Consider the following 25,819-nt stretch of genomic DNA (forward strand, 5'->3'; position numbering starts at 1 on the left):
TGCACCCCCAAGAATTTCATCGGTTAACCTATGGGGTTTTCCAATGTCTATTATAAGGGGTGCACTTCAGATTTTGATTGCAAGGCTGTTTTTTGTATTTGCAGCACAATATTTGTGTTATCCTGTGAAGTGAAATTAGGCAAATAAACCTGACGATGAATGAGGGTCCGTCCAGTTATATCTCAGTAATCATGATTTTACCTCTACCGCCGCCACAAACAACGATGGCCTCAATAAGTTTCTTCTGGTCCTCGTTAGAAACACGTATACATCCATAGGTAGCTTTCAGGGGATACCATCCCTTCTTGCTGTCCGTTTCCGGATCGCCGCCGTGAATCAGTATGTCCTTACGACCATTGTCCTCAGCAATTTTGGCGTTTCCCATAATCGCAGGGAATAACTTCACTCGCTGATAAGGGCCATAGGTCGACACATCGGAACTGGCATCAATAATGGTCGTTTGATATTCACCAGTAGGCGTGTCCGCTTTTTGCAACTTCCACTGCGTATGATCGCCACCGTTTTCAGGCAAGTTTGAACCTCGCCCCAAAGCAGGGATTGGACCAAGTATTAACGTTTCCGTAGAATCGTAAAGCTCCAGTGTACCCTGTTTATTCCGATCTTTTGGAAATAAGGCGGAAATACGATAGGTCATCAAGACACCACCCATACATTCTTTGATATTATTCATTATGGAATTAATTTAATTATTTTATCAAATACAGCAAAATAATCTGAGAAAAACGACTTCAAGAAACCTTGAATAAGCTTATCTTTTTCTTTATCAATTTTTTCTTGAATCAATTCCAGTAATTTCGACTCTAGTTTATCTCTATTAAAGTTAAATTGAACGTCGACCTCTGGTGCCTCTAGTTTGGTAATTTCTTGTTTAAGTTCTGTAGTAAGGACAGCAATTGCATTTGTGGATGGATCATTTGCTTTATCAACATCGAGAAGAAAATAGATAAACACTTCAATTGTAATTGATGTAGTGGATAAATCTAATTTCACGTCGGGTACAGAGGTTAATGAAATAGATTGTGCAATAGGCTCTACTTTATTTTTTAAGTACTCTTCACTAAGTTGTTCTGCTTTTTCTAACAGCTTTCTTTTTAGAGCATCGATATTTGCTAATTCAATCAAATTTTGAATTTCAGACTCAATTTGCTTTATTAATATTTGTCCCTGCTCTGTGAAGCTCTCGATATTAGCCACCACTTCGCCTAATGCACTCTTAATTTGCTCTTTCACTAAATTCTCAGCTTGTTTATTCAATTCAGCTGCAGCTTTTTGGGCAGCTTCTACAAGTTGTTGAGCTTGTTCCTCTGCAACTCTTCTCGCTTCTTCTTCAGCCCTTTTTGCTTGTTCTGCTATTTCATCGGCTATCCTTTTTAGTTCAGCTTCTTTAGCCTGTCTGGCAAGCTCCTCAGCTGCTCTTCTTGCTTCATTTGCAGCAGCTTCTGCTGCACGCGCTGCTTCCTCTCTTACGGCTTTTTCCGTAGCAGCAGCCGCAGCATTAATTTTATCAGCTGCTTTACTGGCGGCCTTTCTTAATTTCTTCATTGATGCACCCACAGTAACACCACCTATATTTATTTAAGACACAATTTTATTTTCCCAATTATTAAAAGGTTATTCATAAAGAGCCATGCTCAGCTGCATTTTTGACTTCATTAGGAGTTGTGATAATGGAATCATTAAATGGATGGGCTTGGTTCTAAATCACGATAATTCACTGAACCTCCAACCGAAGATGAAAAAGAAGCGGCCCCTTCTCTACCTTTCAATAACATAGCAATAGCGTGTTCGGGAATTTTACCTGATCTCTCCAATATTTCTGGTGCCTCTCCGGATCCCGTTTTTTCATAGGAAATCAAAACAAAATTTTGTTCATCATCGTTCCCAAATTGAAGCGGCAAAGGTAAACGTGCAATTTGTGGTTTAATATTTTCTTTAAAAGTTATAGGATTGGGATTCACCAATATTTCATAAAATTTACCTTCAATTACAAATCCAAATACCATTCAGTTTCCTCCTTTTTTAGCAACCTGCTTTTTATTTTGTACCGTAATTTAATTTGTATTCCGCCATCGCTGATATCGGTGTATAAAAACGCAGGTAATTAACCACAAGTATTGTGGAGGAGGTGGGCTGGGGCCACCGAGAGTTAAAATAACACCGCATAATATTGTTTAAAATTGAATGAGAATATGAGTTGGTTGTCTACATTTTGAACAAACAATCCAAACGTGTCTAACTTTCCTAAAATTATTTGCAGGTGGTCTTTTTTTCACTTTTCTCATTCATGTCACTTTTCACGATTTCGGACATGGGTGAAGTCAGCCGACGGATGACAAGAACATTGTTGCATTCCCGATATGATTTCATCGAGGGCGGTAGACGCCCTTTTATTAAACTAACGGGCAGGATAGTTGAAGTCATTTCTTGAATATTTTATCAGTTTGATAAACTACAAATACATTTCTGGAGAGGTGTCTTCATGGACAAGAAGTCTGTAAATAGACCAATCATTATTAGCGCTGGCGAAGTTGGTGCTGCCATTTCGGAAAACATGGATATGAATGTTGTTCATAATACAAACAGCTTCTATTGGGATACACAAGGCAATGACTTCTTAAGAGCAATCGTGCTTCCTAACTATGGTGCGTTTGTCTCAGAAGAAAAATACCAGCTTTTTGGCGATATCTCAGGAAAAAAATTACTGGAGATCGGCTGCGGCAATGGTCAATCTTTGCAGTATCAAGCTGAACGCAACGCATCTGAACTATGGGCTGTGGATATATCGGAAAGACAAATCGAAAAGGCAGCGCAGCATTTGGAGTCACTCGGTCTATCGGCAAAATTGATCTGTTCTCCCATGGAAGAAGAATGCGGTATACCGGCGGATTATTTTGACTATGTTTATTCGATTTATGCCATCGGTTGGACAACCGACCTTGAAGGTACCTTTTGCCGTATCGCTTCTTACCTTAAAAAAGATGGTGTATTTATCTTCAGCTGGTCTCATCCTATACACAGATGTGTTACTGAAGATAATGATAGGTTTGTTTTTAGAAAGAGTTATTTCGATGAAGCTTGGTATCCGGTAGCTGTTGATGAAGGTGAATTATTATTAGCGGATCGCAAGCTATCAACCTATGTGAACGCGCTGGCGACAGCGGGATTTGTAATTGAGCAAATGATTGAGCAAACTGACGATGAGATGATGCAATCGCGGGACGATAACAGCGATCTGGCAAAGAGAGCAAAGATGTTTCCAGTAACTTTTGTGATTAAGGCAAGAAAACTATAATATCTGATGACAAAGCGAAACATACATAACGGAATCCGGCAATGCGATGATAAGAACATTGTTACATTCCCGATATAATTTCATCGATGGCGGTAGACGCCCTTTTATTAAACTTACGGGCAGGATAGTTACAATATATGGAAATATGTTGGTATATGAAGGATGCTGAACCCATTAAGCCGTTGAAGGTAAAGGGATGGATTCTGAGCTGGAAGCACTCAGTTCCTTAATAAAAACAGAAGCAGATGGTGGTGATCATTGTTAAAATGATGAGTCTTACTCAGGGAAGAATTTCGCAGTTAAGAAAATACATATAGGCAGAGGATAACAGCGAAGATATGGTGCATTACTAAAAACGAACAGATCTTTTCCGCGGACCATACTCTTTCGTGTTATACAGTAAATCTACGTAAAATTTAATAATATTTTCCTTAACTTCCACTTGACGGATGTCCAACTGCTCCGCATAATAGACTTTAGAATAATTTTACAACTATGAGCCGTCAGTCCTTATGGGATCTACAACATCGGATTCCATGCTTCTGGCGGCTTTGTCATGTTCGGTCAGCGTTCCACAAATTGATAATGTGAGAGGGGCCAAGTAAAATGACAACGACGTATGCCTCAAGCATGAGCTATGGATTCAACATCACGATCGGGCTCGGCAAGGACAACAAGGAAGTTAACATTACGGCGCAGGATCTGAACCATGTGAAAGAGAGAGGCTTGCATTTCCAACTGCCGCCCGACACAGAGGTGGATCTCGGCAGTTTGAGCGACCTGATCGATTGGCTGAACGACCAGCTCAAGAACATAGGAATAGATGAAACCATTCCTACAGAGGCAGGCTCAGAATGGCCGGAGACAATCAAAGATATTTTTAACGGCATACTTAATACCAACGTTAAAGTAACTAGCCTCTCCATCGATCAGGAGAAGCAGGATACCGACGGCAATTACCCGCCGATAAAGCTGAACCTGGCTGTAACCGGCACCTCAATGGATACGGATACCCATGAGCCGAAGCCGATTCCGATTATTGACGGCCTTTTCAGCGTAATAGGCGGAGGCATTTCCGTGAATCGTACATACACAACAACAACTGAATAATCACAAAGCAAAGGGCGATTTTCGACAATGTATCTGGTGGGAGTCCGCCCTTTCTTTTTATCTTCAGCCTTGTTAGGGGATAGAATAATGGCTTACCATACGACGACGCAAGGCACGTTATATTTGTTATCCTTGATGGAATTCGATTTAGGTTCTCCGGTCCTCCTTTACGGCGGCATGGAAGTGAGCACGGGGGAGGATCTTTACTTTACCGTATCCAATACAATACCCTTTGAGCAGTCTATGCTCCATCCGGGATCCATAACAACGTCTGTGGACGATCCGCTGGACATGACCGGCGTACGCTTGAACGAGTTCGATGTAAGAGCAAGGATCTATAAGCTTAACGGCAGCGTGACGGCAGATACGACGTTCAAGGCAACCGCTACATTCCCAAGCCTTGATGCATTTACCTTGTCCGGTCTTATTGTGTTTGAAGCGTCTTCTCCGAGATTGGTCCGGGTAGAGTTATCCGCCGATCCGCAGTTGACTTTAACCGACTTCATTACTAAAGTGATTGGCGGTTCATGGGACTGGGCAGATGAAGTGACGAATCAATTCGCTTTTAAAAGAGGAGCTTTATACGCTCTAAAACCTCCTCCCAATGCACCCGATACATACACCTATCCCTATACCGACCCCGAGAACACGTCCCAGACTATCCAGCTTAAACCCGGTTACTATGTCGAAGCCTTTCTGACTATTTTCGGAAAATATGACTTTGCCGTATCTCTCGGTGTCACGGAGCATACGTTTAAGCTGATGACCCGAAGCGTACAGCGGTTCGATTTCGATTTTATCGTGCTTAAGGATGCCTTTCTTGAGATAAGCTCAACGGCGGGACACAAATATTTCAGACTGGGCACCTCCGTCGTCATTATGAACACCCCGATCGAAGGTACCGTCAGCGCCAGCTACGATTTGTCCCGAAGCGCGTTTGTCGGCAGTGTCAGTGTTCCTTTGGGCAGCGTCGAATTACCTACCGGAAATGGAAGCAGCAGCCAGGACGTTACGCTGGACATAGAGTTTACATGGACTCGGGGAAGCGGCTCAAACAGCGGATTCCGCATTTCGAAGCTGGACGGGCTGCCTACCAACACCGTGGACTGGATCAATGATTACTTGTCTGTCCTCAATAGTGGAAGCGACTGCAGGAAAATCGTATCGGATTGGCTCGACGGGTTGACGGAAACGTCGTTGAAGCCCGAACTGAACGGCAGCCCGAGAAAAAATGACAGCGGACTGATGGAAATTCCGCTCAAGCTTCACTATACGATTAAAGCCGTCGGTTCCCAAATTGCAAACAATGAAATCACGTTCACAGTCAAGTTCGCCATCCCTGACAGTGTGCATGATTTGCCGAACGCATTATGGACCTCCTTGGTTTCCAGCTCAGAGTCTGTCATCGGTCAAATGCTGCAGCAGGAAGATACATATAAGGCTATTGCCGAATATGCCGCGCTGAAGGGTGGCGGCAGTGCCTTAGCCCGATTCATCTGCCGCGCCTTGGGGAAAGGGCTCGAGAATCTCGCCAAGGCGCTGGCCGATGTAGCTGAGAAATTGGTGACGAAAACGCTCGCCGAATTGGCCGAATTGGCTGCGGCACTAGCTGCCGTAGCTTTGCTTGGGATCCCGGCATTAATCAGCGGGTTGGCAGACTTGTTTGAAGATCTGTGGGATTGGCTGACGGGGAAAGACAAAGAGGAGGAGCAGCGAGCTATCGAACAGCTCGATGCGGCAAGGCAAAAAATTCAGGACGCTATCGACAAGGTGATGGCCGTTATTCGTCAGGTCAAGTCGAATGTTCAGGTCCAAGGCTTAACCGTAGGCATTGCACGAAACGGCGACTTTCACGCTAAATGGAAGATGGACGGGGACTCCGGTTACAATTTGGGCGACAATGCCGTGATCCAGTATAATTTCCAGCTGCTGCAAGGTGAAATCGGTTCCCATTCGCCGATCTGGGACGGGACCACAATAAAAGTGTGTAACGAGTTGAGGTACGACTTGCCTTTCGATAGCATCCCCCGGTATGAAAAGTATGGCATGAACGCATCTGTGAATGCGGTTGTGAAGAACCTTACGTTTATATATCCGGACACCGTTAAAGGCTTTGAAGTTGCCATCGACCAATTGGCGGGCATCGATAATGACAAAGCCAAGGAATATGCCGACGATCTTCGCTGCCAGATCGAGCAGTTAAAGTCTTACAACACGAACGGAGTAATAACGGATACGGTCTACGCCAAGGCGGCCATTCCGGATTATATGACCATCGGGCAAAGCCGGATTGGCCAAAACACCCGAATCCCTTAGCACGACTCACGATAAGCGAAAAAGGATGATGAACGATGGCTATAACGACCGTTCCGACGATCATTAAAGAACGGTATTATTCAAACCAGCTTTTGGGCGTTGAGGATTTTGAAAGAGAACGGGATTATCACGTATCGGAGCGTGAGCTGCTCGCCGGCGCCTTATGGGAAGCCGGTATACTATTCGATTTGGCCGTGAGTACGATTGTGAACGACAACACCGGTGCTGTCCAAATTTCTACCGGTGTTGCGCTGAATGCGGCAGGTAAACTGATCCCATTATCCAACCGGGCATCTTTTGCGGGTCAAGAAGTTACCGTGCAGTCCAATGTAGTTACGATTCACGCGGGAACGACAGACTATGCGGGGAAAACTTGGATTTTGTCTATCGAACCGAATGAAGAGCCGATCCCATTGACGGATAATCAGCTCCAAAGCGTTCCCTTGTTAAGCTTGACGGAAGAAGGTAGCAGCTTGACACCCGGTCAAATTCCTCTTGCAAGGCTAACCGTTCACGCTGTAGACGGGTCCGCTCCCGCAGCCTATACGTTAGACATCGACACTTCAGTTCGTAAGCAAGTAACGTTGCAAGACGGGCGGCTTGATGCTCTCGATGCCGGGATGATTCAGTCGGGGGTGCTTGATGTCGCCCGGATTCCGAAATTAAGCGCGGATCAGATTGATTCCGGGCAATTTGCAGTTGAACGGCTGCCCGGCTTGGACGCGGACCGAATCGTGTCCGGCACGCTAAGTCCGGACCGGATCCCTACGCTTCCGGCGGACAAAATAAGCGGCTTAACCGGATCCGAGCTTACAACATACTGGGCACAAAGCGTCGCTGTCGTGCCTCACGGCAGCGGTCTTAAAGCTTACCCTCTCGCTGCCGGCAAAGAGGAGGGAACCGTGATCGGGCTGCTGCATACCGTGACGGACAAAGGCAATGTTTATTACTCGATGGGCATCGGCTTTCCGCAAACGCTGGTATCGTTTGCCTCCAACGAGCTGATGTTTTCCGGGCTCAAATGCAACGTGTACTCGGATCGTCTACAATACAATCTTGCTGCGGAAGGCGGGATTGCCGAAGAGACTGTGACCGGCTTGACCTTTACCGGTGTGAGCGAGGCGTTGCAATTTTCCCTGCTGACGCCGGAATCCGAGCTGCCTCCCGAACACCGCAACAAAATCATCGGCTTGGTCACCTACGGAACGCAGCGGTATCAAGGCTCCGTAACCCCTACTATAGGCATTGGAGAAATCGTCGCCAACATCCGTGACGCCGTGTCGCCGTTTCAATATTGGGCTGCCGCCAACCCGTCTTTTTCACTTCCGACGGTGGAAGCTTTGGCACAGCAGCTTAAGAACAACGGCTTAATCGCCCCCGATGCGGCTCCGATTTTGGCAGGCCAACAGCCTTCACTTCACGCCAACGCGCTTTCGTTTATCGAACTGTTGGTTAAGGTGTTTCCCGAATCTGCCGCACAGCCCGCCCAAGTGGCTTGGTCGCTGAGCGCGGCACGTATTTCCGCTGCTCGCGCGAGCGCGGCTCTAGGCGTATTTTATAAAGGCAAAATCAGCATGCAGGATTTTATTACGCTCACAATCGGCTCCTTTCCGGCGCCACCAGTAGAACAAGTAGTTCTACAGCTTCAGCAGCAAGGCAAAACGGCTCAAGAGGCGGTCGCGGCGATTAAAGAAAGCAATTCGCAGTTCGACACTCAGCCTGTGCAGTTAGGCATCCTACTGCGAGTCTATTTTACGGACAGCTCCAATACGCCTTTGCTGATGGCGCAAGCGTTCTTTAACGCAGGGTACAAGGGCAAAGAGGCACTGTCGGCAGCGCTGGCCACATTGTTCCCACAGTCGGCCTCAAATGACATTCGGAACGCCATCGATTCGGCATTCAACAAATCGTAATCATGAGGAGTGGGAGAGAATGGACCTTTATGTACAGTTTGTCAAGAACAATCTTGACCAGAGACCCGAGGAAATTGCCGCTAACATATGTAAGGTGTTCCCGGAAATCACGCTGAACGAAGCCTCGGATGCATTCAGGCACTTAATACGGCCGTCGGGCGGTGCTGAGTATGCAGCTCTCATTGAAGCCGATACTTCCACAATCTCAACGGAGCATGACACAGCGGTTGAAGCCGCCTCCTACCAAGCATGGTTGCTGCGCCTGGCGTTTCCGCAGACGGAAGCCGCCGACATTGCGCAAGCGATTCACGTATCCTACACTTCGCTTACTTCCGTTCAGATGACGCTGGTTTTGAAGCATGGCGAGCCATATCCCGTTTTCCCCGATTTGACGCCGGAAGCCACCGCTTCCGTGCTGATTCGGCCGGAGGTCGGTTATGGCCAGCCGCCGGCTGTTGCCCAAGCGCTTCATTTATCCGGCGTGTTTCCAGAATGCCCTCATGCGTTAGATACGGCGAAGGTACTGAAATCGGCGCATGTATTTCCTCAACTGGATAAAGAAGCAATGAAGAATGCGCTGCAGTCGGCCCAGTTCAATGATACTGAAATCGCTGAAGCGCTCGCTGCGCTGTATCCCGATCCGATCGTGCTGCAGCCGCCTTCAGGGTTATCCCTGCAGTATGATGCGATTCAACAGCGAGTCGAAGCAACATGGCAAGCCTCCGTGCTTCCTCCGGCTTTACAAGGGAAGACCGCGTTATATTCCATCCGGCTCTATTCGGCCGGTTACACGGATCAGACGGCTGCGCAAATGGACGGCCTGACGAATCCAGAAGCACAATTAACGCTGGATAACGGTCAGCCTTTTGCGGAAGGAGATCAATATTCAGCGCAAGTGAAAGTTACAGTGGAAGGCTACTCAAGCGACTGGAGCACACACAGCAGCCCGGTGACGATTATTGGCCTTCAGCCGCCGCAGCAAGTGGCGATCGCTGTACAATCGGATTCTACGCTTCTGCTATCCTGGAGCCCCTTGGCGGGAACAACCGATTTTCAGATCCGGGTTACGAACGAGGCGGGTCAACCGATTGATCTACAGCCAAAGTACGCTATATCCGGAAACGAAGGAAAAGTAGATATGACGCTTCTTCCGCGCCCTGCACGTTATAACGCCCAAGTGCGCGGCATGTTCCAAGTACAAGCGGGACCTTGGTCTGCACCGGTTCCTTTTACCAATGGCAAATCCGGTCTGGAAGCCAACTTCAGCATTAACCCGCCTCAGCTGCATGGGTTCGGCATGGTCCATAGCGACGGCGCCTTTGAAAACGACCATATTAAGCTAGGCATTAGCCAAAATGTAACTCTTTCCTTCAATTGGGACGCCGCAGCCCATACATCGGACACCGCAGCCTTATCTCTAAGCGCGCTCGTATCCAGAACATCGGAAGGTGAAGGGTATTCGCCCATTACTATTTCGGTTAACGGAAATACCGTTATCACCGACTACACGATTCCGGGCGGTGGTTACGGCGCTTATCCCAATTTCTTCATCATTCCGCCAGTCTATCTCTTTCAAGGAGCCAACCAGTTGCAAATCCAGACTTCCCCGGCTGCTCGAACCTACTTGTGGCTGTATAACTTAAACTTGAAAATCTTTCGTTATGTTCAAGAAAACGATGTCGCGGATTTCTCGAAAAACCCCCCGGCAGTGAACCAAAATCTGCGGCTGATCGAGAATAGCGGCGAGTTTGCTGGCGATCATATCCGGATTGGAAATAACGACAGCGTTGCCGTTGAGTTCGGTTCGGGCGAGTTTCAGAATCAATTCGGCCACATCTTGTTTTCGGTCTATGGGCTTGTATCCAGAAGCAGCGAAAGTGAAGGGTACTCTCCCATTACGTTAACGGTGAACGGCCAGCCGATCATATCCAACTTCACAGTTCCAGGAGCAGGGTTCGCCCCGCATCTGATTCAATTTGTGATCCCTTCGTCACAGCTGGCTAATGGGACAAATACAGCCCGATTGCAGGTCGCTCCTGATGCACGAACGTTCTTTTGGCTGTATAACTTGCAAATTACAAGACTCACATATTATCAGGAAACCGCTAGCTGCAATCTGTCGACAAACCCGCCGGCTACCCACAACGTATCGGTTCAACGCAATGACGGGAGGTTCGCAGGGGATCATTTTGTCTATTACCGAAACGGCACTTTTCAAGCGTCAATGGAATTTCAACAAGGCTACGCTTTCCCGATTGTTGTCAACTATAACGGACTCGTTTCCCGAAACGGCAATCAAGCAGGAAAAGCGCCGGTTGAAATCAGCTTTAACGATCAGCCGCTTGCTGCCAATTACACGTTTCCCGGCGCGGGATTCGGTTATGTTGACAGCTACTTCGCGGCGGCGATTCCGATTCTACGGCCGGGCGCGAACACAACTTCATTAATTGTGAATGCCGACTCGGTCACTTTGTTTTGGCTCCGAGGGCTAAAAATCTATCAACTCCAAGGAGGCGATGGACTATGAGCGCGGAATGGTTATTGGGGTATTGACTTAGGGTACGAAGCAGAAGGCAACAAAGCTGGAGGAAGTTCCTGCAGAGGTAGACATTGTCACTTTGGCGTTCGGAGTAACATATCCCGAAGATTCGATTACAACGGATTTCTTTACAAGCAAGCATTCTCGGGAAGAAATCATGAACGGCATTGCCGTTCTTAAAGCCAGGGACCAGAAGGTCGTCATGTCGATCAACGGAAATCCGAACTGACCGGGCTTGGACGGCATTGATCTGGATAATGAAGCAGCGAAACGCCGGGCGACAGCTTTGTCGAGGTCATTCGCGAGCTGCGTAAAGCGCTTGGTACGGATACGCTAATTGAGGTTCTTAAATAATTTCATTCTATCGTTAATAAAACCAACATTTTTAATAATGGAAAGTTGAAACCCACAGCATCCATCACGATAGAAAAATTTATCAAGAACTAGGCACTAATAAAAATTTTCATCATATATATTTGATATCCGTTCGGATTTGATGAGGAGGATATCATGCAACCTATGTTACCTATGGAAAAATATTTTGGGCAGTTTGAACTGGTGCATGCTTTTTATGGGGCTATGCCTACAGGTGTCAGCGTTTCCGAAACCGATCGTATTTTTGTTTGCTTTCCGAAATGGGGAGACGACGTTCAATTTACTGTGGCGGAAATTGTTGAGGGTGAATTGCAGCCTTATCCCAGTTTAAAGACCAATTTGGTTAATAATGATAATATTACAATGTCTTTCGTCAGTGTCCAAAGTATCGTTGCTGATGGAAGAGGAACACTTTGGGTACTAGATACAGGGGCACCAAATTTTTCTGAACCTATTCAAGGGGGAGCAAAATTAGTTGCTGTTGATTTAAGCACGAATAAAATAAGGAGAATATATACCTTTACAGAAGATGTTGTCTTACCAACAACTTATCTGAATGATGTCCGTTTGGATTTTCGGGTTGGAAGAGCAGGCTATGCATATATAACGGATTCTTCTTCCAGAGGGCCGGGGGCTATTATCGTCGTAGATTTAGAAAATGGGAACGCGTTTAGACGGTTAAATGGGGCAATATCAACTTCACCTGATCCCTATATTTTACCGAAAGTAGAAGGTGAAATTTTGATGAATCGAAACCCGGACGGCTCGACTTCCCCATTTAGATTGGCTTCCGATAGTTTAGCGATTTCTCCTGATGGAAAGGTTTTATTTTATGCTCCGCTAACCAGCCGTCAGCTGTTCTCGATCTCAACAGAAGCCCTAAGAGACAGAAGGATACAGGACATGAATTTATCCCAATATGTCCAGTATTGGGGGGGAAAAGGTGCGTCTGATGGAATGATCACCGGCGCAAAAGGAACCGTTTATGCGGGAGACTATGAAAACAACAGTATCCGGAAGATATTGCCGAATGGCGCAATGGAAACCATCGCACATGACCCGAGAATTTTATGGCCGGATACTTTCTCGATTGGCCCCGATCAATACTTATATGTCATTGTGAATCAATTACATCGGCAGGCGAGATTTCATTATGGAAGAGACCTGCGGGAAAAACCATATAGTTTACTTCGTATGAGAATTGATCAATTCCCTGCTCCTACCTTTTCATAATAATCTTAAACGAAGGTAGCTACCCCTCATCAGGGAGCTGCCTTTTTTGTCAGTTAAAAATTATATTTTTGTAAAACTGGGTCCAATTACAGATTAGATAAATATCTAACTGGAGTTTACATCAAATTAATTAAGCTAACGGGCAGGTACTTTAATAAACTGAAATTGTGTTATTTTCCCGGAAGAATTGCTACGTATCATTCAAGAATACACAGCAAGAGAAGGGTCTCTGCTCGAAACGCTATATTAAATGTAGGTGCTATACCTTTTGAAGCCTTAAGGCAGTAAAATATCTTTGAAACTACTGCTGTTCAGCGAATAGCTTCTTCCTCCATCCGTTGTTGTTTTACGGTTCATATTGGTAAAGTTCTGTTCAACAATATTAGCCATGTCAGCCAAAATTTCTTCTTGGCATTTTGCCATTAAATCAGTGCTATTCGAATGAGTTCCTTCGTTTGAATAATTCGTAAATCCTTATCCTGTTCTCGCAAAACTAATTCACTCCTTTTTTTAAAACGTACACAATCTCAAATGGTGTTGGATATCCAGCACAATAGACATTATTGATTATTGTTGACTCTTTGTTTTGTAATTATAATAAAATACATAGAGATAAACAACACGTTGTTTGTTTTCGATTATTATATTCAGAAAGGGTGGATAACATAGTGCCCGTCATTGAAATTGAGCATTTGACCAAGGATTATGGTCATAATCGAGGTATATTTGATGTCTCCTTTAGTATCGAAAAAGGAGAAGTTTACGGATTCTTAGGTCCGAATGGTGCTGGGAAAACGACGACCATCCGGCATATCATGGGCTTTTCCCGTCCACAACAAGGGAAAACCTTAGTAAATGGCCTTAATAGTTGGGAACGCGCGGGAGATATTCAAAGGGAGCTGGGGTATTTACCGGGTGAGATTGCTTTACCAGAGTCTCTTACGGGGACTCAATTCATAAATATGATGGCTGAATTACGTGGTATCACGGATATGTCCCACACGGAATCCTTGATTAAGAAGTTTGAACTCGATCCAAGTGGGAGCTTGAAGCGGATGTCGCTCGGCATGAAGCGGAAGCTAGCTATCGTTACAGCGTTTATGCATGATCCATCTGTGCTTGTGCTTGATGAACCTACAAGTGGTTTGGATCCCATTATGCAAAATTTATTTATAGATTTCATTAAAGAGCAAAAAGAAAAAGGCAAAACCATTTTGATATCGAGTCATATATTTTCGGAAATCGATGCAACCTGCGACAAGATATCGATTATTAAGGATGGTCGATTAATTTCTTCTTTCGTGGCGAATGATTTACGCCATAGTGAAATAAAAACCTATGAAATTGAATTTAAAACAGAGGACTCATTTCATCGTTTTGATAAGGAAGTAAAAGCTGAGCCCAAGATTAAGGTGCTTACTTTGATCCCAAGTAAACGTCAAACGACACTCCGTATCCACGATGCGGATATTAACCATTTTATCTCTTTCATCGCAGACTATGAAGTGAAGTTTTTTACAGAGATAAAATTTTCACTAGAGGATTATTTCATGAAGTTTTATGATCGCAACACCAACACAGACGGGAGGGGATGATCCTAATGCCATTTATCGAGATTAATAATCTAACTAAAGACTTTGGAGAAGGGCGAGGATTGTTTAATCTAAACCTGTCGATTGAGAGAGGCGAGGTATTTGGATTTGTTGGAATCAATGGAGCCGGTAAAACGACGACCATTCGCCATATGATGGGTTTCTTAAAACCGAAAAGCGGTACAGTGACCATTAATGGAATGGATTGTTGGACTGAATCTGCTGAGATCAAAAAGATGATCGGCTATATACCCGGAGAAATTGCATTTCCCGATGCCCCTACAGGAACAGAGTTTCTGAAGAGACAAGCAGAAATTTTGGGTTTAAAAGATATGTCGTATGCTGAAAGCATTATAAAGAAGCTACAGCTTGATCCTACAGCCAACTTAAAGAGAATGTCTAAAGGAATGAAACAGAAAACGGCGATCGTCGCAGCATTAATGGCCGACCCTGAGATATTGATTTTGGATGAGCCAACCACGGGACTCGACCCCCTTATGAGATCACAATTCGTTGATATCCTCAATGAAGAGAAGAAGAAAGGAAAGACGATCTTTATGTCGAGTCACATGTTTGAGGAGGTAGAGCATACGTGTGACAAGGTTGCCTTAATTAAGGGAGGACAATTAATAGCGGTCAAGCCAACGGTTGAGGTTAAGCATAATGAAAACAAAGAGTATAAGATCGAATTTCTTACGCCTAAGGATTATGAACGTTTCTTATCTGAACCATTCCAGTTCACGGAGAAACGAGAGAGTCAGAACCAAGTACTCATTAAAATAAACGATCGGGATATCAATTTGCTGTTTACAACACTAAAAGATTACCCCATCAAATTTATAGTAGAGAAAAAATATACGCTTGCTGATTATTTCAACGGTTTATATGAGGGGGAAAGAGCAAATGTTTAGCAAACCAATCTTCAAACAAACACTCAAATCGAACTTAAAATTGTGGATTGTTTTCACGTTGATCATGACCGTGTTTCATGTTGCTCTAATTGCGGTATTCAATCCAAGTACCCTAACGGACATGTCTGGTATGGTAAAGGATACACCGCTTGCTGGTCTGCTTGGAGATGCCACTTTCCTAGGGATGCTTTCCAAAACCTTTTATGGCATTCAGGGTGTTCTCATACCGATTGTATTCATCATTATGACCGCTAACAGTCTGATCGCATCACAAGTGGATCGAGGTTCCATGGCATACTTGTTGTCTACACCTACCAAAAGAAGTACCGTTGTGCGGACTCAAGCAGTTTACTTGGTTATGTCGCTTATTGTCATGTTTTTAATTGTTACTGTTTCTGGTATTGTATCGATCAATGTGTTCCAAAGTGAGATTGACATCAACATGACGGAATATCTTATGCTTAACTTAGGTTTGTTTCTCTTAATGTTTGCAACTAGCGGGATTTCGTTCTTCTTCTCCTGTTTATTCAATCTCACGAAGAACTCTTTGGCTTTTGGCGCGGGAATACCAATGGCATTTTTCCTCCTGAAGTTGATGGGAGATGTGGATAGCAGCTTAGAAGGATTGAAATATGTATCTCTGAACACGTTATTCGACACCAATGCGATTACGACCGGTGGTAGTTACTCCATTCAATTTATCATTCTTGCGGTTGTTGGACTTGCGCTTTATATACTCGGAATGCGTGTCTTTATGAAAAAGGATTTACCGCTGTAAAGTTTGGATCTGTAACATGAGCTTAAAGCCCCCCCCCTTAAAATAGACATTGAAAAACCCTCGGGTCTAATCGATGAATTTAAGGGGGTGTATTTTTATAATGATCTTATAATAACTAATGCATATACTTACTTTCGCATGTCATCGTTAATTGAAAGGGAAGAGGACTATGACTATGAATGTTTATGAACAGATATAGGATTAATTATTGAACAACGTGTTGATTGTCGTTCTAATTAAATCTTAGTGCGTCCGTTATTCCTAATTCAATCAACAATATGGACTTTTGTGTTGAGAGGATAGAACTACTCTTCAAATGTCGAGGGGTGGTATATGGGCTCATCACTCGTATTTTTATTTCTATAACTGTGTTACTCCGGGTATAGTACGCTGTCGGAGTAAATCGCAAAGGCAGGGATAAATGTCATCGTCGATACCGCAATTGACTTGTGTTCAAGAAAAAGAACTCACGAGAAGAGAGCAAATTAGAGGGAATCGGGCAATTGGCTAGCTCATTCCCAGTTCGACAAAGTATATTCCTTTAATGAATATGAGCTAGTTTGTAATCTCAACTGCTTCTCCTTGTAACAATGATCATGGCGTTACCTAATAGATATTCAATTTTGGTTAAATCATCAACTGGTAGTTCGTCTATAATTAATTCCGAAATGACCGGGGAAATATTGTTCGTTTTTTTGGACTACATTTCCCCGGCAGCCGTGCTGGGTTAGTCCGTGTGTGCGACGGCTCTAATTTCGATCAGTTGCTCAGGTGACGCTAAGTAAGTCACGCCGATAAGACTGCCGGCCGGCCGATGTTGTTCCACGTATTCTTTGAACAAATGGACGACTGACTCGGAATGCTCTTGCGCGTTTGTTAGATATATCTCCACATAAGCGAGATTGTACTTCGTGACACCAAATCCCGCCAGTACACGATCAAGATTTTCCAGCGTCTGCCGTGTCTGTACTTCGATATCTCCCTCGCCAATGAATACGCCCTCCATATCGTGAGAAAATTGTCCCGAAATGTAGATGGTACCGTTGACACTGTAACCTTGGGTGATCCCGTGATCCCAAAGATCGTGATTAAAGCTTTTAATATTGGTCATTTATTTCACCCTTTACTTCAAAGTAAGATCAGTATAAACTGAGCACAAATTATTATGTAGTACGCACTATTTTGATAGGTACTACCCGAAAGGATAGTGTAAACATGAGCGTGGCTGACTATAAGGGTAATATTAAAGAGACACCTTTTGGTTACACCTTGTCTGTGATTGGCGGCAAGTGGAAATTGCTTATTATTTACCTTCTGGCAGAAAACCAAACGGTTCGCTTTAATGACCTGAAAAGGCGGATAGGTGCTATTACTTATAAAACATTGAGTGCACAACTGAAAGAACTAGAGAATGACGGTATGGTAAAACGGAAAGAGTATCCTCAAGTTCCCCCTAAAGTCGAGTACAGTCTTACAGATAAAGCAAAAACACTCTTACCCGTTTTGGAAGAGTTATGTGAGTGGGGAATGAAAAATCAATCCTAGAAATGGGAGGATAATTCAAGAATGTGTCGATATCATTCCGCTAACGAGAGACGTTAGTTCAATGATTCAGCGGTAGTCTAAGACTTTATTTTCTTAAGACAGCATCGGCATGAACAAGAAGGAGCTTAAACGGATTGGCTTGCCTTTCTACGCCCTTATTACGTCCGGTACAGGTATAGAATTCTGCAGCGTTTGGTATAAAAGACGGCATTAGATGTTCAGGCTCAAAAAAGGAATGGTCTTAGATGGCAAACAAGAGCTACAGCCTAGCTCACACAAAGTAATGTGCAAATGCCACATTGTATTCACCCCGAAGTATAGACGGAAAGAAATTATATTCAAGTGAGAAGAGACTTAATAGAAAAAATTTGCAACTAAAGATAATCTCATCTCCTTTCCTACTTGTTTAATATTGTAATGGTTTTGATAATATTATCCATGGACTTATATAAATAGTTCCAGTATCATGTCCAAAGTATCTAATATTTTGGGTGATTGAATGCAAGATGTGGCAGTGGCTTATGGATTTATTTTCATGCCAATTTTTCTATTCATTTCTATTTATCTTCTATTGAGCGAGAAGAGAACAACAGGAAGCAGAATGTTTATCTCCTTTAGCTTCACAATGACAGCATGGTCTTTCTTTGTGGCCTTGCTAATCGGGAAATAAGAGGGCATTTGCCCATTTTTTAATTGAAAGTAAACTTTTATAAGATTACAATCTTCTTACTTTTGACACGTTAACACCTCAAAAAATGTCGAAGGACAAGAACATAGGCCCTTTGGAAGTCGCTATTTTGAAGGCTTTTTATTTATAGGTACAAGTTCTTGTCCCGAGCCGTACCGATTACCGATTAGATAAGTATCTAACTGTGTTTTCATGGAATTTCATTAATCTAACGGGCAGGATTGCTCAATACAATCATAGAATTCTCAACGATTATCCAAATCGGTTAAATACTCTGCATCCTAGTCTTACAGAGTACGGTAAATTCCAAGTAATGCAGCTACGAAATGAAATAAAAATTGATCCTGAAGATTTAGTTCTTGTCAGTCCAACTAAACGTACAATTGAGACGGCAACTATTATAAAAAAATGGTGTGGACTTCATTATTTCTCCATTTGTTGGTCGAAGGAGATATTGAAATTCTTGATTTCAATTTGGATTGCTGGAAAGAAGGGATTAATAGGATAGAACAAGATATCTTTATCTTTGAAGGATATGCTAAGGAGTTATTAGATTGGATCGGGGAAGCTATAAAAAATTTTCATTATTTCACATGATGGTACGATAAAATTATCGGATATTGCCTGGAGAAAATGGATTGACCAGAAAAGATTTTCTTGGTGAGGCTGGGGTATATCGAATGAAGTTGTAGTCTATCCGGTTGGCTGCTGCTTCTTTTTCTCTTAAGATAATATTCAGATTAGTCTCCAACTCTTGGTCAAGGAAACGATGGATCCGTGTAAGATCTGGAAAAGAATCAAACTATTATTTTGATAAATATCTGTTTGAATCCAATCCCGCCTTACTTGAACATTTGTCAGAGCTAATTCCCTCTGGAACCGAGGTTTTTGTGGGACTAGAAATGGGTGGTATTCCAGTCGCAATGGCACTACGCTTGATTTTTTTATACAGGTAGTTATAATTATGTTTAAGTGATTAAACGAATGAGCGAAAAGGATGGATCGTATGAGCCAGGGAACCGAGCAAGTTTTACAACAATTCAAAGAGTCCATCCCGTTGTTGGAAGTGCTGACTGATGAAAACCGTCAAGCTATTATTATGGTGCTGGCACAGAACAAATCGGGACTTAATGTAAATGCGATATCAGGTCATATCAATTTATCTAGGCCAGCTGTTTCCCATCATCTGAAGGTGCTGAAACAATCTGGTTTTATTCAATCCGAGAAAAAGGGCGTAGAAAATTATTATATATTAACTGTCCGTAAACCGCTGGAACAACTGAAAAACTTGATTACTGTCATTGAAGCAGAGTGCACTTGGCCTCAGTGACTAGAAAATGACTTAAGTGAATACTGTAGAGCAGATTATTTTTGTTCTTTTGGTTCATTCGTTTAAACTAATGATCATAACGGGAGAGATATTAAATGAAGGCTATAACCATTGAGAAATATGGGAAAGATGTTCCCTTGGTTTTGACTGAACAACCAATGCCTCATATCGGAGAACATGATGTGTTAGTAGAAATTCATGCAGCCAGCCTAAATCCTATCGACTATAAAATTAAGGAAGGGAAAGTAAAACTCCTGTTGAGTTACTCTTTTCCTCTAATATTAGGCAATGATTTCTCCGGGGTCATCGTTAAGGTTGGTGAACGGGTAAGTGCATTTAAACCCGGTGATGAAGTTTATGGTAGACCACGCAAGAGCCGTATCGGTACATTGGCGGAATACATTGCTGTACATGAGGAAGATATTTGGTTAAAGCCGCAGAATCTAAACTTTGAAGAAGCTGCATCTATTCCACTGGTTGGACTTACGGCTTACCAAGCCTTTACCGATATTTTGCATCTCCAAAAGGGCCAAAAAATTTTGATTCACGCAGGTTCAGGAGGTGTGGGGACGTTCGCCATTCAACTGGCTAAATTGATGGGAGCTTTTGTTGCAACAACAGCCAGCGAGAAAGGGTATGAGTTGGTCAAGTCGATGGGCGCAGATCTGATCATTAATTATAAAAAAGATAACTTTGAAGAAATGCTTACCGGATATGACGCTGTTTTTGATACTCTTGGAGGAACTGCTTTGGAAAAATCGTTCCAAGTTCTAAAGCCAGGTGGACATATCGTATCCATCTCCGGCATGCCAAACGCAAGATTTGGCAAAGAAACAAAGTTAGGTTGGATGAAAACAGCCATTTTGTCCATCGTGAGCCGAAAGATCACAGCGCTTGAGAAGAAGTACGATACAAGATATCATTTCCTTTTTATGAAATCGAGTGGAACACAACTGAAGATTTTAAAAGAATTTATTGAAGGAGGCCACATTAAGCCAGTTATTGATAAGGTGTATCATTTGGAAAAGACTGCGCAAGCATTCTCGTACCTCCAAGGCGGAAGTGCCAAAGGAAAGGTGGTTATTAAAATTAAGTAACTCCTATGTTTATACTAACTACGTATGCGAACATGTTCACCATCTATGATTCGGCGGCTGTTCGAGGTTGCTGGCGGTAACCTTGAACGGTCGATTCGCAGTTGTGTAAGACGTTTGTTGTAATAGAGGTACAAACACTATTTGACACATGTCAGGAGACAAGAATATATTCCCATTGAAAGTCGCTAATTAAGCGGCTTTTTTGTTTTTTCAGTACATGTTCGTGTCCCGAGCAAAGGACAAGAACTTGTACCGATTACCGATTAGATAGATATCTAACTGAAGTTTACAGCTTTTTTCATTAAGCTAACGGGCAGGTTAGTTTAAAAAAGCATTGCACCAGGACTGCCAATCAAAGCAATTAGTTACTTTTTTTGTTGGCAGTCATTACTAAACAGAAAACCGGTAGTAGTTATAGTTTATTCTAAGATGAAATTGCATCTCGCCACATATTACATTGTACTACATAGTAATATGTGGTACGATGTATGTGGAGGTGAACAAAATGACGGAAAGCAGTATCAGCCGAGATTTGCTTCGCGGTAACATGGATACGATCATCTTACGTGTTTTAACCGAAGGAGATAACTATGGCTATGAAATTATAAAAGCTATTTCGAAATATAGTTATGGCCAGTATGAATTAAAAGAACCATCACTTTATACGAGCCTCAAAAGATTGGAATCCCATGGTCACATAAAATCGTACTGGGGAGATGAAAGCCATGGAGGTAGGCGTAAATATTACACTATTACTTCTTCTGGTCATGAAGTATATTTACATAACCTCTTAGCATGGAAAAACGCCAAAAAGCTAATTGATCAATTAATTGAATCAGAGGGGGGAGCAAAATGAACAAATTAGAAAGATATGTGGACCATTTATTTACCGGATATAAAAAGACTCGGCAAGTGCAAGAACTTAGAAATGAGATTCTAAGCAATCTTCAAGCCAAAGTAGATGATTTGACAGCACATGGTGTGGAATACGAAGTTGCAGTACAAGAAGCAAAAAGTAGCATCAAGAGTGTAGAAGGCTTGGTGGAAGGACATTTCCCATATTACGTGAGTAAATACAAAGCGGAACTTCTTCAAACCGCAGCGCTCTATTTTTTAATTGCCTGGGTTGTAACTATACCTTTTAGTCTTATCGAACAAGCAGGTATTCTCTTAAGCGTCATTCTGCCGATTTTGGCAGCAGTCTGTTATATAAGTTATCTTATGAATACTAATTCAAATCAAAATAATAAAGTTGTAGCTATTTCTCATGATGTCTCGAATAAGCGTCATCGCAATATAGCTTGGGCTATTTGGACTGTATTTTTCCTTATCCAATCGTTGTTCACGACAGCTGTCCATTTTGGAAGCGATATATGGTTTGGAAGAGGTATCCAGATACTAGGACCCTATCAGTTTGCAGTTCTTGCAACTCATTATATTTGGCCCTTAATTACTGGTATTATTCCATTATTGTTCCAAGCTTCATTGAAAATAAAACAAAAACATATGGTAGGTGAATCTTAATGAATAAAAAAAACACAGCGATTTTTGTTCTCGCAACGATAGGGGTTATTCTCTTTGTCACCGTTTATGGAATCTTATTGCCGAGAATGGAACGCGAAGATCAAGTCTATGCAGCTCAACAGACTGACCCCCTAACTCACAATATTGAAGAATCCATCAGATATAAAAATAAATACATGGGTAATGCGGGGAATTTATCGGGTTTAATTCATTCTCTTCCTCTAGGCAATATTGAGAGTGAACTTGAACTCTTTCCTGATACGCTGACAGCAAATATATTATATAAATCTTCTACTGCTGACATCACACCAGAACTGATGGAACGTTCATTAATATATAATGCAACAGCAACCTTTGCATTAATTGATAACTTGCAGGAGATTCGTTATACATTTTCTGACTTATCGTATGTAGTATCTAGAGAAGATGTAGAAATGTGGCAGGGGCAAGCCGACTCTCCATTAATTAATTCACCTAATAAATGGAGAACTGAATTTCAAAGTAAATTAGAAGATTCTAAATACGTGGATATGGGAATGAAGACGTTGTTTTAAATGATTGATTATTATCTATGAAATTAGATTAGAGTGCAAAGATTAAGCTAACGGGAAACGTTAGTTCAACATAGAAGGAGCAGTTCGCCGGTTGGCAGCTGCTTCTTTTTCATTAAGCTATCTGTTAGGTTAACTTTATTGGGCTAACAACTCAGTATTTGTAGAACAGCTCCATGTTGGAACTTTATGGTATAGATAGCGTATCTAATTTAGAAAAGGATAAGGGCAAAGTTTTGTAATTGTATGAGATATAAAGGCTATTGTTTATAGATTTCGAGTATACTTTAGCCACTTTAGAGTCGGGTATATATACGAGGAGGGATCAAATTCCGATGAATTTAGCCGCCAAGTTGATACAAAAAATCAATAACCGTGAAACTCAGAACAAGCTGAAGATCTATCAGGACAAAGCGAAACTCATTAGAAAAGGGAATTTGGAAGTATGGGACGACCAGCAGTTAAAAGCAGAATCTCTCAGGCTGAAAAAGGAAGCAAAATCGGGTACTCCTTTGGACGAGCTGCTGGTCGATGCCTATACGCTAGTCTGCGAGGCAGCGAAGAGAACGCTTGGATTACAGCCCTACGCTGTCCAGATCATGGCTGCCATCGCTCTGCACGAGGGATTTTTAATTGAGCAGCATACGGGCGAAGGAAAAACGCTCTCTGCGGTTATGCCTACTTATCTAAATGCGCTGACCGGCGAAGGTGTTCATGTGCTGACTTTTAATGATTATTTGGCAAAGAGGGATGCGGATTGGATGGGTCCGATCTATCGTTTTCTCGGATTAACGGTAAAATCGGTCCAAGCGGGCATGAGCTTGTCCGAGAAACGAGAAGCGTATGCCGCGGATATAACCTATGTTACGGCTAAAGAGGCGGGATTCGATTATTTGCGCGACACGATTGCACTGGGAGAAGCCCAAACCGTGCATCGTCCCTTCCACTACGTTATCGTCGACGAAGCGGATTCGCTTCTTCTGGACGAAGCACGGGTGCCGCTAGTCATTGCCGGCGAGCCGGGCTTTTCCATAAGCGAGGGCACTTGTTTCGCAGAAGTGGCCAAGCAGATCGTTCAATATGAGCATTACGACTTCGACGAGTTTATGCGGAATGTATATTTGAATGAAGCGGGATCTACCAAAGCGGAAGGGCTGCAAGCCGCGCTTGCGGCCAAAGAAGGACTACAGCTAAAATCCGGCGGGAAAATTCTCGGTACGATTACCCTTCAACACTTCATAAGCCTATATCCGAAGATTTGCGGAATGACGGCTACTGCGCACGCTTCCGCAATAGAATTCGAAGATATTTATTCGCTGCAGGTAGTGCAAATTCCACCGAACCGTCCAAACATACGGATTGACCATCCGCACCGGATTTATACCCATAAAGAAGCCAAGCTTAAGGCACTTGTAAACGAAATCTCGTCCGTTCATAGGACGGGACGTCCAATTCTAATTGGCACTTCAAGCGTTGAGGAGTCTGACATACTAGCAAAGGCGCTAGCGATTGCCGACGTACCTTGTCAAGTACTTAATGCAAAAAATGACGCAGAAGAAGCCAGGATTATCGCCAATGCAGGAGGAATTGGCGCGGTGACGGTATCTACGAATATGGCGGGACGCGGCGTCGACATTCGGCTAGGGGGTGGCAAACCCACGCAAGCAGAAGTTGTCGCCAAGTTAGGCGGATTGTACGTGATTGGTACACATGTGCACGAAAGCGTGCGGATCGACGACCAACTGCGCGGGCGTTCCGGCCGCCAAGGCGACCCCGGAGCTTCCGTATTTTTCGTAAGCTTGGAGGATGAGTTGTTGCTTCGGTTTGGCATTGATAAAATGATTCGCAAGCCCAGGCAGGATGAAGCTCTCGAAGAGCCGGTACTCCACAGCAAAATCGCCCATATTCAGCGTGTTATTATGGGCCAAAACTTCGATATACAAAAGGAACTGAACGGTTATTCGGATATGTTGGAGGATCAGAGGCGAATTCTATACGAGGAGAGACTCAGAATTTTGAAAGGCGAGAAGCCGATGAGCCCTTCGGAGCAGCGGGTAAGGCTATTTTATATCGACCAGTTCTGGGCTGACCATCTAGAATACGTTTCTTACCTTCGCGAAGGTATTCATCTGGAGAGCCTTGCTAGCCGTAATCCGATCGACGAATTTCATGCGCAAATCACCCGAGCATACGAGCAAATTCCGGCTAAAGTAAATAGTGAGTCTACGAATATGCTTATAAAGCTCGAAGGTTCAGATGATCCAGCGAAGTGGGAAATGTTCGGTCTAAAGAATCCTACTTCCACTCGGACGTATATTATTAACGATCAATACATACAGAATAAGCGCAGCTCATGGACTACCACGACCGTATTTGCTTATTATATTCGCAAAATGTTAAGGCCGATATTTGGGTGGGGAAAATTATAATCGGGACGAGAGCGAACACTCAATTCATCGTTAGCTGAGGGCATTAATATATGGATATATCTATCAAAAACGCTCATCAAGATGACTACGAGTCTTTATTGCCTTTATTTAGGCAGATTCATGATCTCCACGTTTTTGAAAGACCCGATTTGTACAAAAAAAACTCAACTCCAGTCGGGAAGGAATTCTTCTTATGCCAGCTGATTGATCCCAAACAGCATATTTTTGTTGCTACCATAGGCTTAGAAATAATCGGCCTGGTTGTGACGAAAGAAGAAGAAATAATTGAAAATTCTTTTGTTAATGCGAGAAAGATTTTATATATAAATAGTTTGTCTGTTTCCGAAACGTACAGAAATAAGGGCGTTGGAAAGAAACTTATGCAATATGTAATTGATTTCGGAGGAAGTCTGAAAGTTGATAGTATTGAATTAGGGGTATCGGAGAACAATGCTGCTGCAATTTTATTTTATGAATCATTCGGGATGACAACGAAGAGTAGAAAAATGGAGTTTAGGTTGAACTAACAGGAAACGTTAGTTCAAAATAGAATGGAGCAGTTTGCCGATCGGCAG

23 protein-coding genes and 2 pseudogenes are annotated in these 25,819 nt (G+C 43.2%); 21 read left to right on the forward strand and 4 right to left on the reverse strand.

The genetic code is table 11. The annotated features are described in order from the left end of the window. Positions 1 to 175: 175 nt before the first annotated feature. From ACFQ3J_RS06790 to ACFQ3J_RS06800, 3 genes are all read right to left on the reverse strand, one after another. Positions 176 to 655, reverse strand: coding sequence for a L,D-transpeptidase (locus ACFQ3J_RS06790; protein WP_251584994.1), 480 nt, complete (start codon positions 653 to 655; stop codon positions 176 to 178). 35 nt (positions 656 to 690) lie between these two features. Beyond that, the gene (locus ACFQ3J_RS06795) at positions 691 to 1,575 is read right to left on the reverse strand and encodes a hypothetical protein (protein ID WP_251584992.1); all 885 of its coding nucleotides are present in this window, start codon (positions 1,573 to 1,575) and stop codon (positions 691 to 693) included. Between the two features lie 122 nt (positions 1,576 to 1,697). After that, the gene (locus ACFQ3J_RS06800; RefSeq protein WP_251584990.1) at positions 1,698 to 2,024 is read right to left on the reverse strand and encodes a hypothetical protein; all 327 of its coding nucleotides are present in this window, start codon (positions 2,022 to 2,024) and stop codon (positions 1,698 to 1,700) included. A gap of 476 nt (positions 2,025 to 2,500) precedes the next feature. On the opposite strand from ACFQ3J_RS06800, the gene ACFQ3J_RS06805 reads away from it, so the two are divergent. The 10 genes from ACFQ3J_RS06805 to ACFQ3J_RS06850 all read left to right on the forward strand — a co-directional run bounded on the left by ACFQ3J_RS06805 (position 2,501) and on the right by ACFQ3J_RS06850 (position 16,080). Beyond that, entirely contained in the window at positions 2,501 to 3,313 is an 813-nt protein-coding gene (locus ACFQ3J_RS06805) for a class I SAM-dependent methyltransferase (protein ID WP_091156585.1), read from the forward strand. A gap of 606 nt (positions 3,314 to 3,919) precedes the next feature. Then, on the forward strand, positions 3,920 to 4,423 hold the full coding sequence (locus tag ACFQ3J_RS06810; protein WP_251584988.1) for a hypothetical protein: 504 nt from the start codon (positions 3,920 to 3,922) through the stop codon (positions 4,421 to 4,423). A gap of 87 nt (positions 4,424 to 4,510) precedes the next feature. Further along, positions 4,511 to 6,739 (forward strand): hypothetical protein, encoded by a 2,229-nt coding sequence (locus ACFQ3J_RS06815; RefSeq protein WP_251584986.1) that lies wholly within the window; start codon positions 4,511 to 4,513, stop codon positions 6,737 to 6,739. A gap of 35 nt (positions 6,740 to 6,774) precedes the next feature. Next, the gene (locus tag ACFQ3J_RS06820) at positions 6,775 to 8,652 is read left to right on the forward strand and encodes a hypothetical protein (protein WP_251584984.1); all 1,878 of its coding nucleotides are present in this window, start codon (positions 6,775 to 6,777) and stop codon (positions 8,650 to 8,652) included. A gap of 19 nt (positions 8,653 to 8,671) precedes the next feature. Then, entirely contained in the window at positions 8,672 to 11,179 is a 2,508-nt protein-coding gene (locus ACFQ3J_RS06825; protein WP_251584982.1) for a hypothetical protein, read from the forward strand. A gap of 91 nt (positions 11,180 to 11,270) precedes the next feature. Then, positions 11,271 to 11,420 carry a hypothetical protein gene (locus ACFQ3J_RS06830; protein ID WP_170862399.1) on the forward strand — a complete coding sequence of 50 codons (150 nt, stop codon included), beginning with the start codon at positions 11,271 to 11,273 and terminating at the stop codon, positions 11,418 to 11,420. A gap of 281 nt (positions 11,421 to 11,701) precedes the next feature. Next, positions 11,702 to 12,799, forward strand: coding sequence for an L-dopachrome tautomerase-related protein (locus ACFQ3J_RS06835; RefSeq protein WP_091156575.1), 1,098 nt, complete (start codon positions 11,702 to 11,704; stop codon positions 12,797 to 12,799). A gap of 668 nt (positions 12,800 to 13,467) precedes the next feature. Further along, positions 13,468 to 14,394: an ABC transporter ATP-binding protein gene (locus ACFQ3J_RS06840; RefSeq protein ID WP_091156573.1), complete on the forward strand. Its 927-nt coding sequence runs from the start codon at positions 13,468 to 13,470 to the stop codon at positions 14,392 to 14,394. A gap of 5 nt (positions 14,395 to 14,399) precedes the next feature. Continuing rightward, positions 14,400 to 15,302, forward strand: a complete 903-nt coding sequence (locus ACFQ3J_RS06845) for an ABC transporter ATP-binding protein (RefSeq protein WP_091156570.1) — start codon at positions 14,400 to 14,402, stop codon at positions 15,300 to 15,302. Beyond that, on the forward strand, positions 15,295 to 16,080 hold the full coding sequence (locus ACFQ3J_RS06850) for an ABC transporter permease subunit (RefSeq protein ID WP_091156567.1): 786 nt from the start codon (positions 15,295 to 15,297) through the stop codon (positions 16,078 to 16,080). Before ACFQ3J_RS06845 ends, ACFQ3J_RS06850 begins: the two co-directional genes overlap by 8 nt. Positions 16,081 to 16,807: 727 nt before the next feature. On the opposite strand, the gene ACFQ3J_RS06855 is transcribed toward ACFQ3J_RS06850, so the two are convergent. Then, positions 16,808 to 17,191, reverse strand: a complete 384-nt coding sequence (locus ACFQ3J_RS06855) for a RidA family protein (RefSeq protein ID WP_091156565.1) — start codon at positions 17,189 to 17,191, stop codon at positions 16,808 to 16,810. Between the two features lie 104 nt (positions 17,192 to 17,295). Between ACFQ3J_RS06855 and ACFQ3J_RS06860 the strand changes: the two genes are divergently transcribed. The 11 genes and pseudogenes from ACFQ3J_RS06860 to ACFQ3J_RS06910 all read left to right on the forward strand — a co-directional run bounded on the left by ACFQ3J_RS06860 (position 17,296) and on the right by ACFQ3J_RS06910 (position 25,771). Continuing rightward, on the forward strand, positions 17,296 to 17,625 hold the full coding sequence (locus ACFQ3J_RS06860) for a winged helix-turn-helix transcriptional regulator (protein ID WP_091156563.1): 330 nt from the start codon (positions 17,296 to 17,298) through the stop codon (positions 17,623 to 17,625). Between the two features lie 245 nt (positions 17,626 to 17,870). Beyond that, a pseudogene (locus ACFQ3J_RS06865) lies at positions 17,871 to 17,968 on the forward strand (IS200/IS605 family transposase); the annotation flags it as partial. 658 nt (positions 17,969 to 18,626) lie between these two features. Further along, complete coding sequence (locus tag ACFQ3J_RS06870; protein ID WP_379293266.1) at positions 18,627 to 18,821, forward strand: hypothetical protein; 195 nt, start codon at positions 18,627 to 18,629, stop codon at positions 18,819 to 18,821. 220 nt (positions 18,822 to 19,041) lie between these two features. After that, positions 19,042 to 19,251: pseudogene (locus tag ACFQ3J_RS06875) on the forward strand (hypothetical protein); the annotation flags it as partial. A 59-nt stretch (positions 19,252 to 19,310) separates the two neighbouring features. Further along, complete coding sequence (locus ACFQ3J_RS06880; protein WP_244533180.1) at positions 19,311 to 19,643, forward strand: ArsR/SmtB family transcription factor; 333 nt, start codon at positions 19,311 to 19,313, stop codon at positions 19,641 to 19,643. A 95-nt stretch (positions 19,644 to 19,738) separates the two neighbouring features. Further along, positions 19,739 to 20,740, forward strand: coding sequence for an NADP-dependent oxidoreductase (locus ACFQ3J_RS06885; RefSeq protein ID WP_091156558.1), 1,002 nt, complete (start codon positions 19,739 to 19,741; stop codon positions 20,738 to 20,740). 505 nt (positions 20,741 to 21,245) lie between these two features. Continuing rightward, a complete protein-coding gene (locus ACFQ3J_RS06890) occupies positions 21,246 to 21,596 on the forward strand; it encodes a PadR family transcriptional regulator (protein WP_091156556.1) in 351 nt (116 codons plus the stop codon). Continuing rightward, a complete protein-coding gene (locus ACFQ3J_RS06895; protein ID WP_091156553.1) occupies positions 21,593 to 22,264 on the forward strand; it encodes a hypothetical protein in 672 nt (223 codons plus the stop codon). Before ACFQ3J_RS06890 ends, ACFQ3J_RS06895 begins: the two co-directional genes overlap by 4 nt. Then, positions 22,264 to 22,818: a DUF4825 domain-containing protein gene (locus tag ACFQ3J_RS06900; RefSeq protein ID WP_091156550.1), complete on the forward strand. Its 555-nt coding sequence runs from the start codon at positions 22,264 to 22,266 to the stop codon at positions 22,816 to 22,818. Before ACFQ3J_RS06895 ends, ACFQ3J_RS06900 begins: the two co-directional genes overlap by 1 nt. 332 nt (positions 22,819 to 23,150) lie before the next feature. Further along, positions 23,151 to 25,244: a preprotein translocase subunit SecA gene (locus ACFQ3J_RS06905; RefSeq protein ID WP_091156549.1), complete on the forward strand. Its 2,094-nt coding sequence runs from the start codon at positions 23,151 to 23,153 to the stop codon at positions 25,242 to 25,244. 50 nt (positions 25,245 to 25,294) lie between these two features. Beyond that, positions 25,295 to 25,771, forward strand: a complete 477-nt coding sequence (locus tag ACFQ3J_RS06910; RefSeq protein ID WP_091156546.1) for a GNAT family N-acetyltransferase — start codon at positions 25,295 to 25,297, stop codon at positions 25,769 to 25,771. The last annotated feature ends 48 nt before the right edge of the window (positions 25,772 to 25,819 follow it).

Origin of the sequence: Paenibacillus provencensis (assembly GCF_042678545.1) — a bacterium.
GTDB classification, from domain to species: domain Bacteria; phylum Bacillota; class Bacilli; order Paenibacillales; family Paenibacillaceae; genus Paenibacillus; species Paenibacillus provencensis.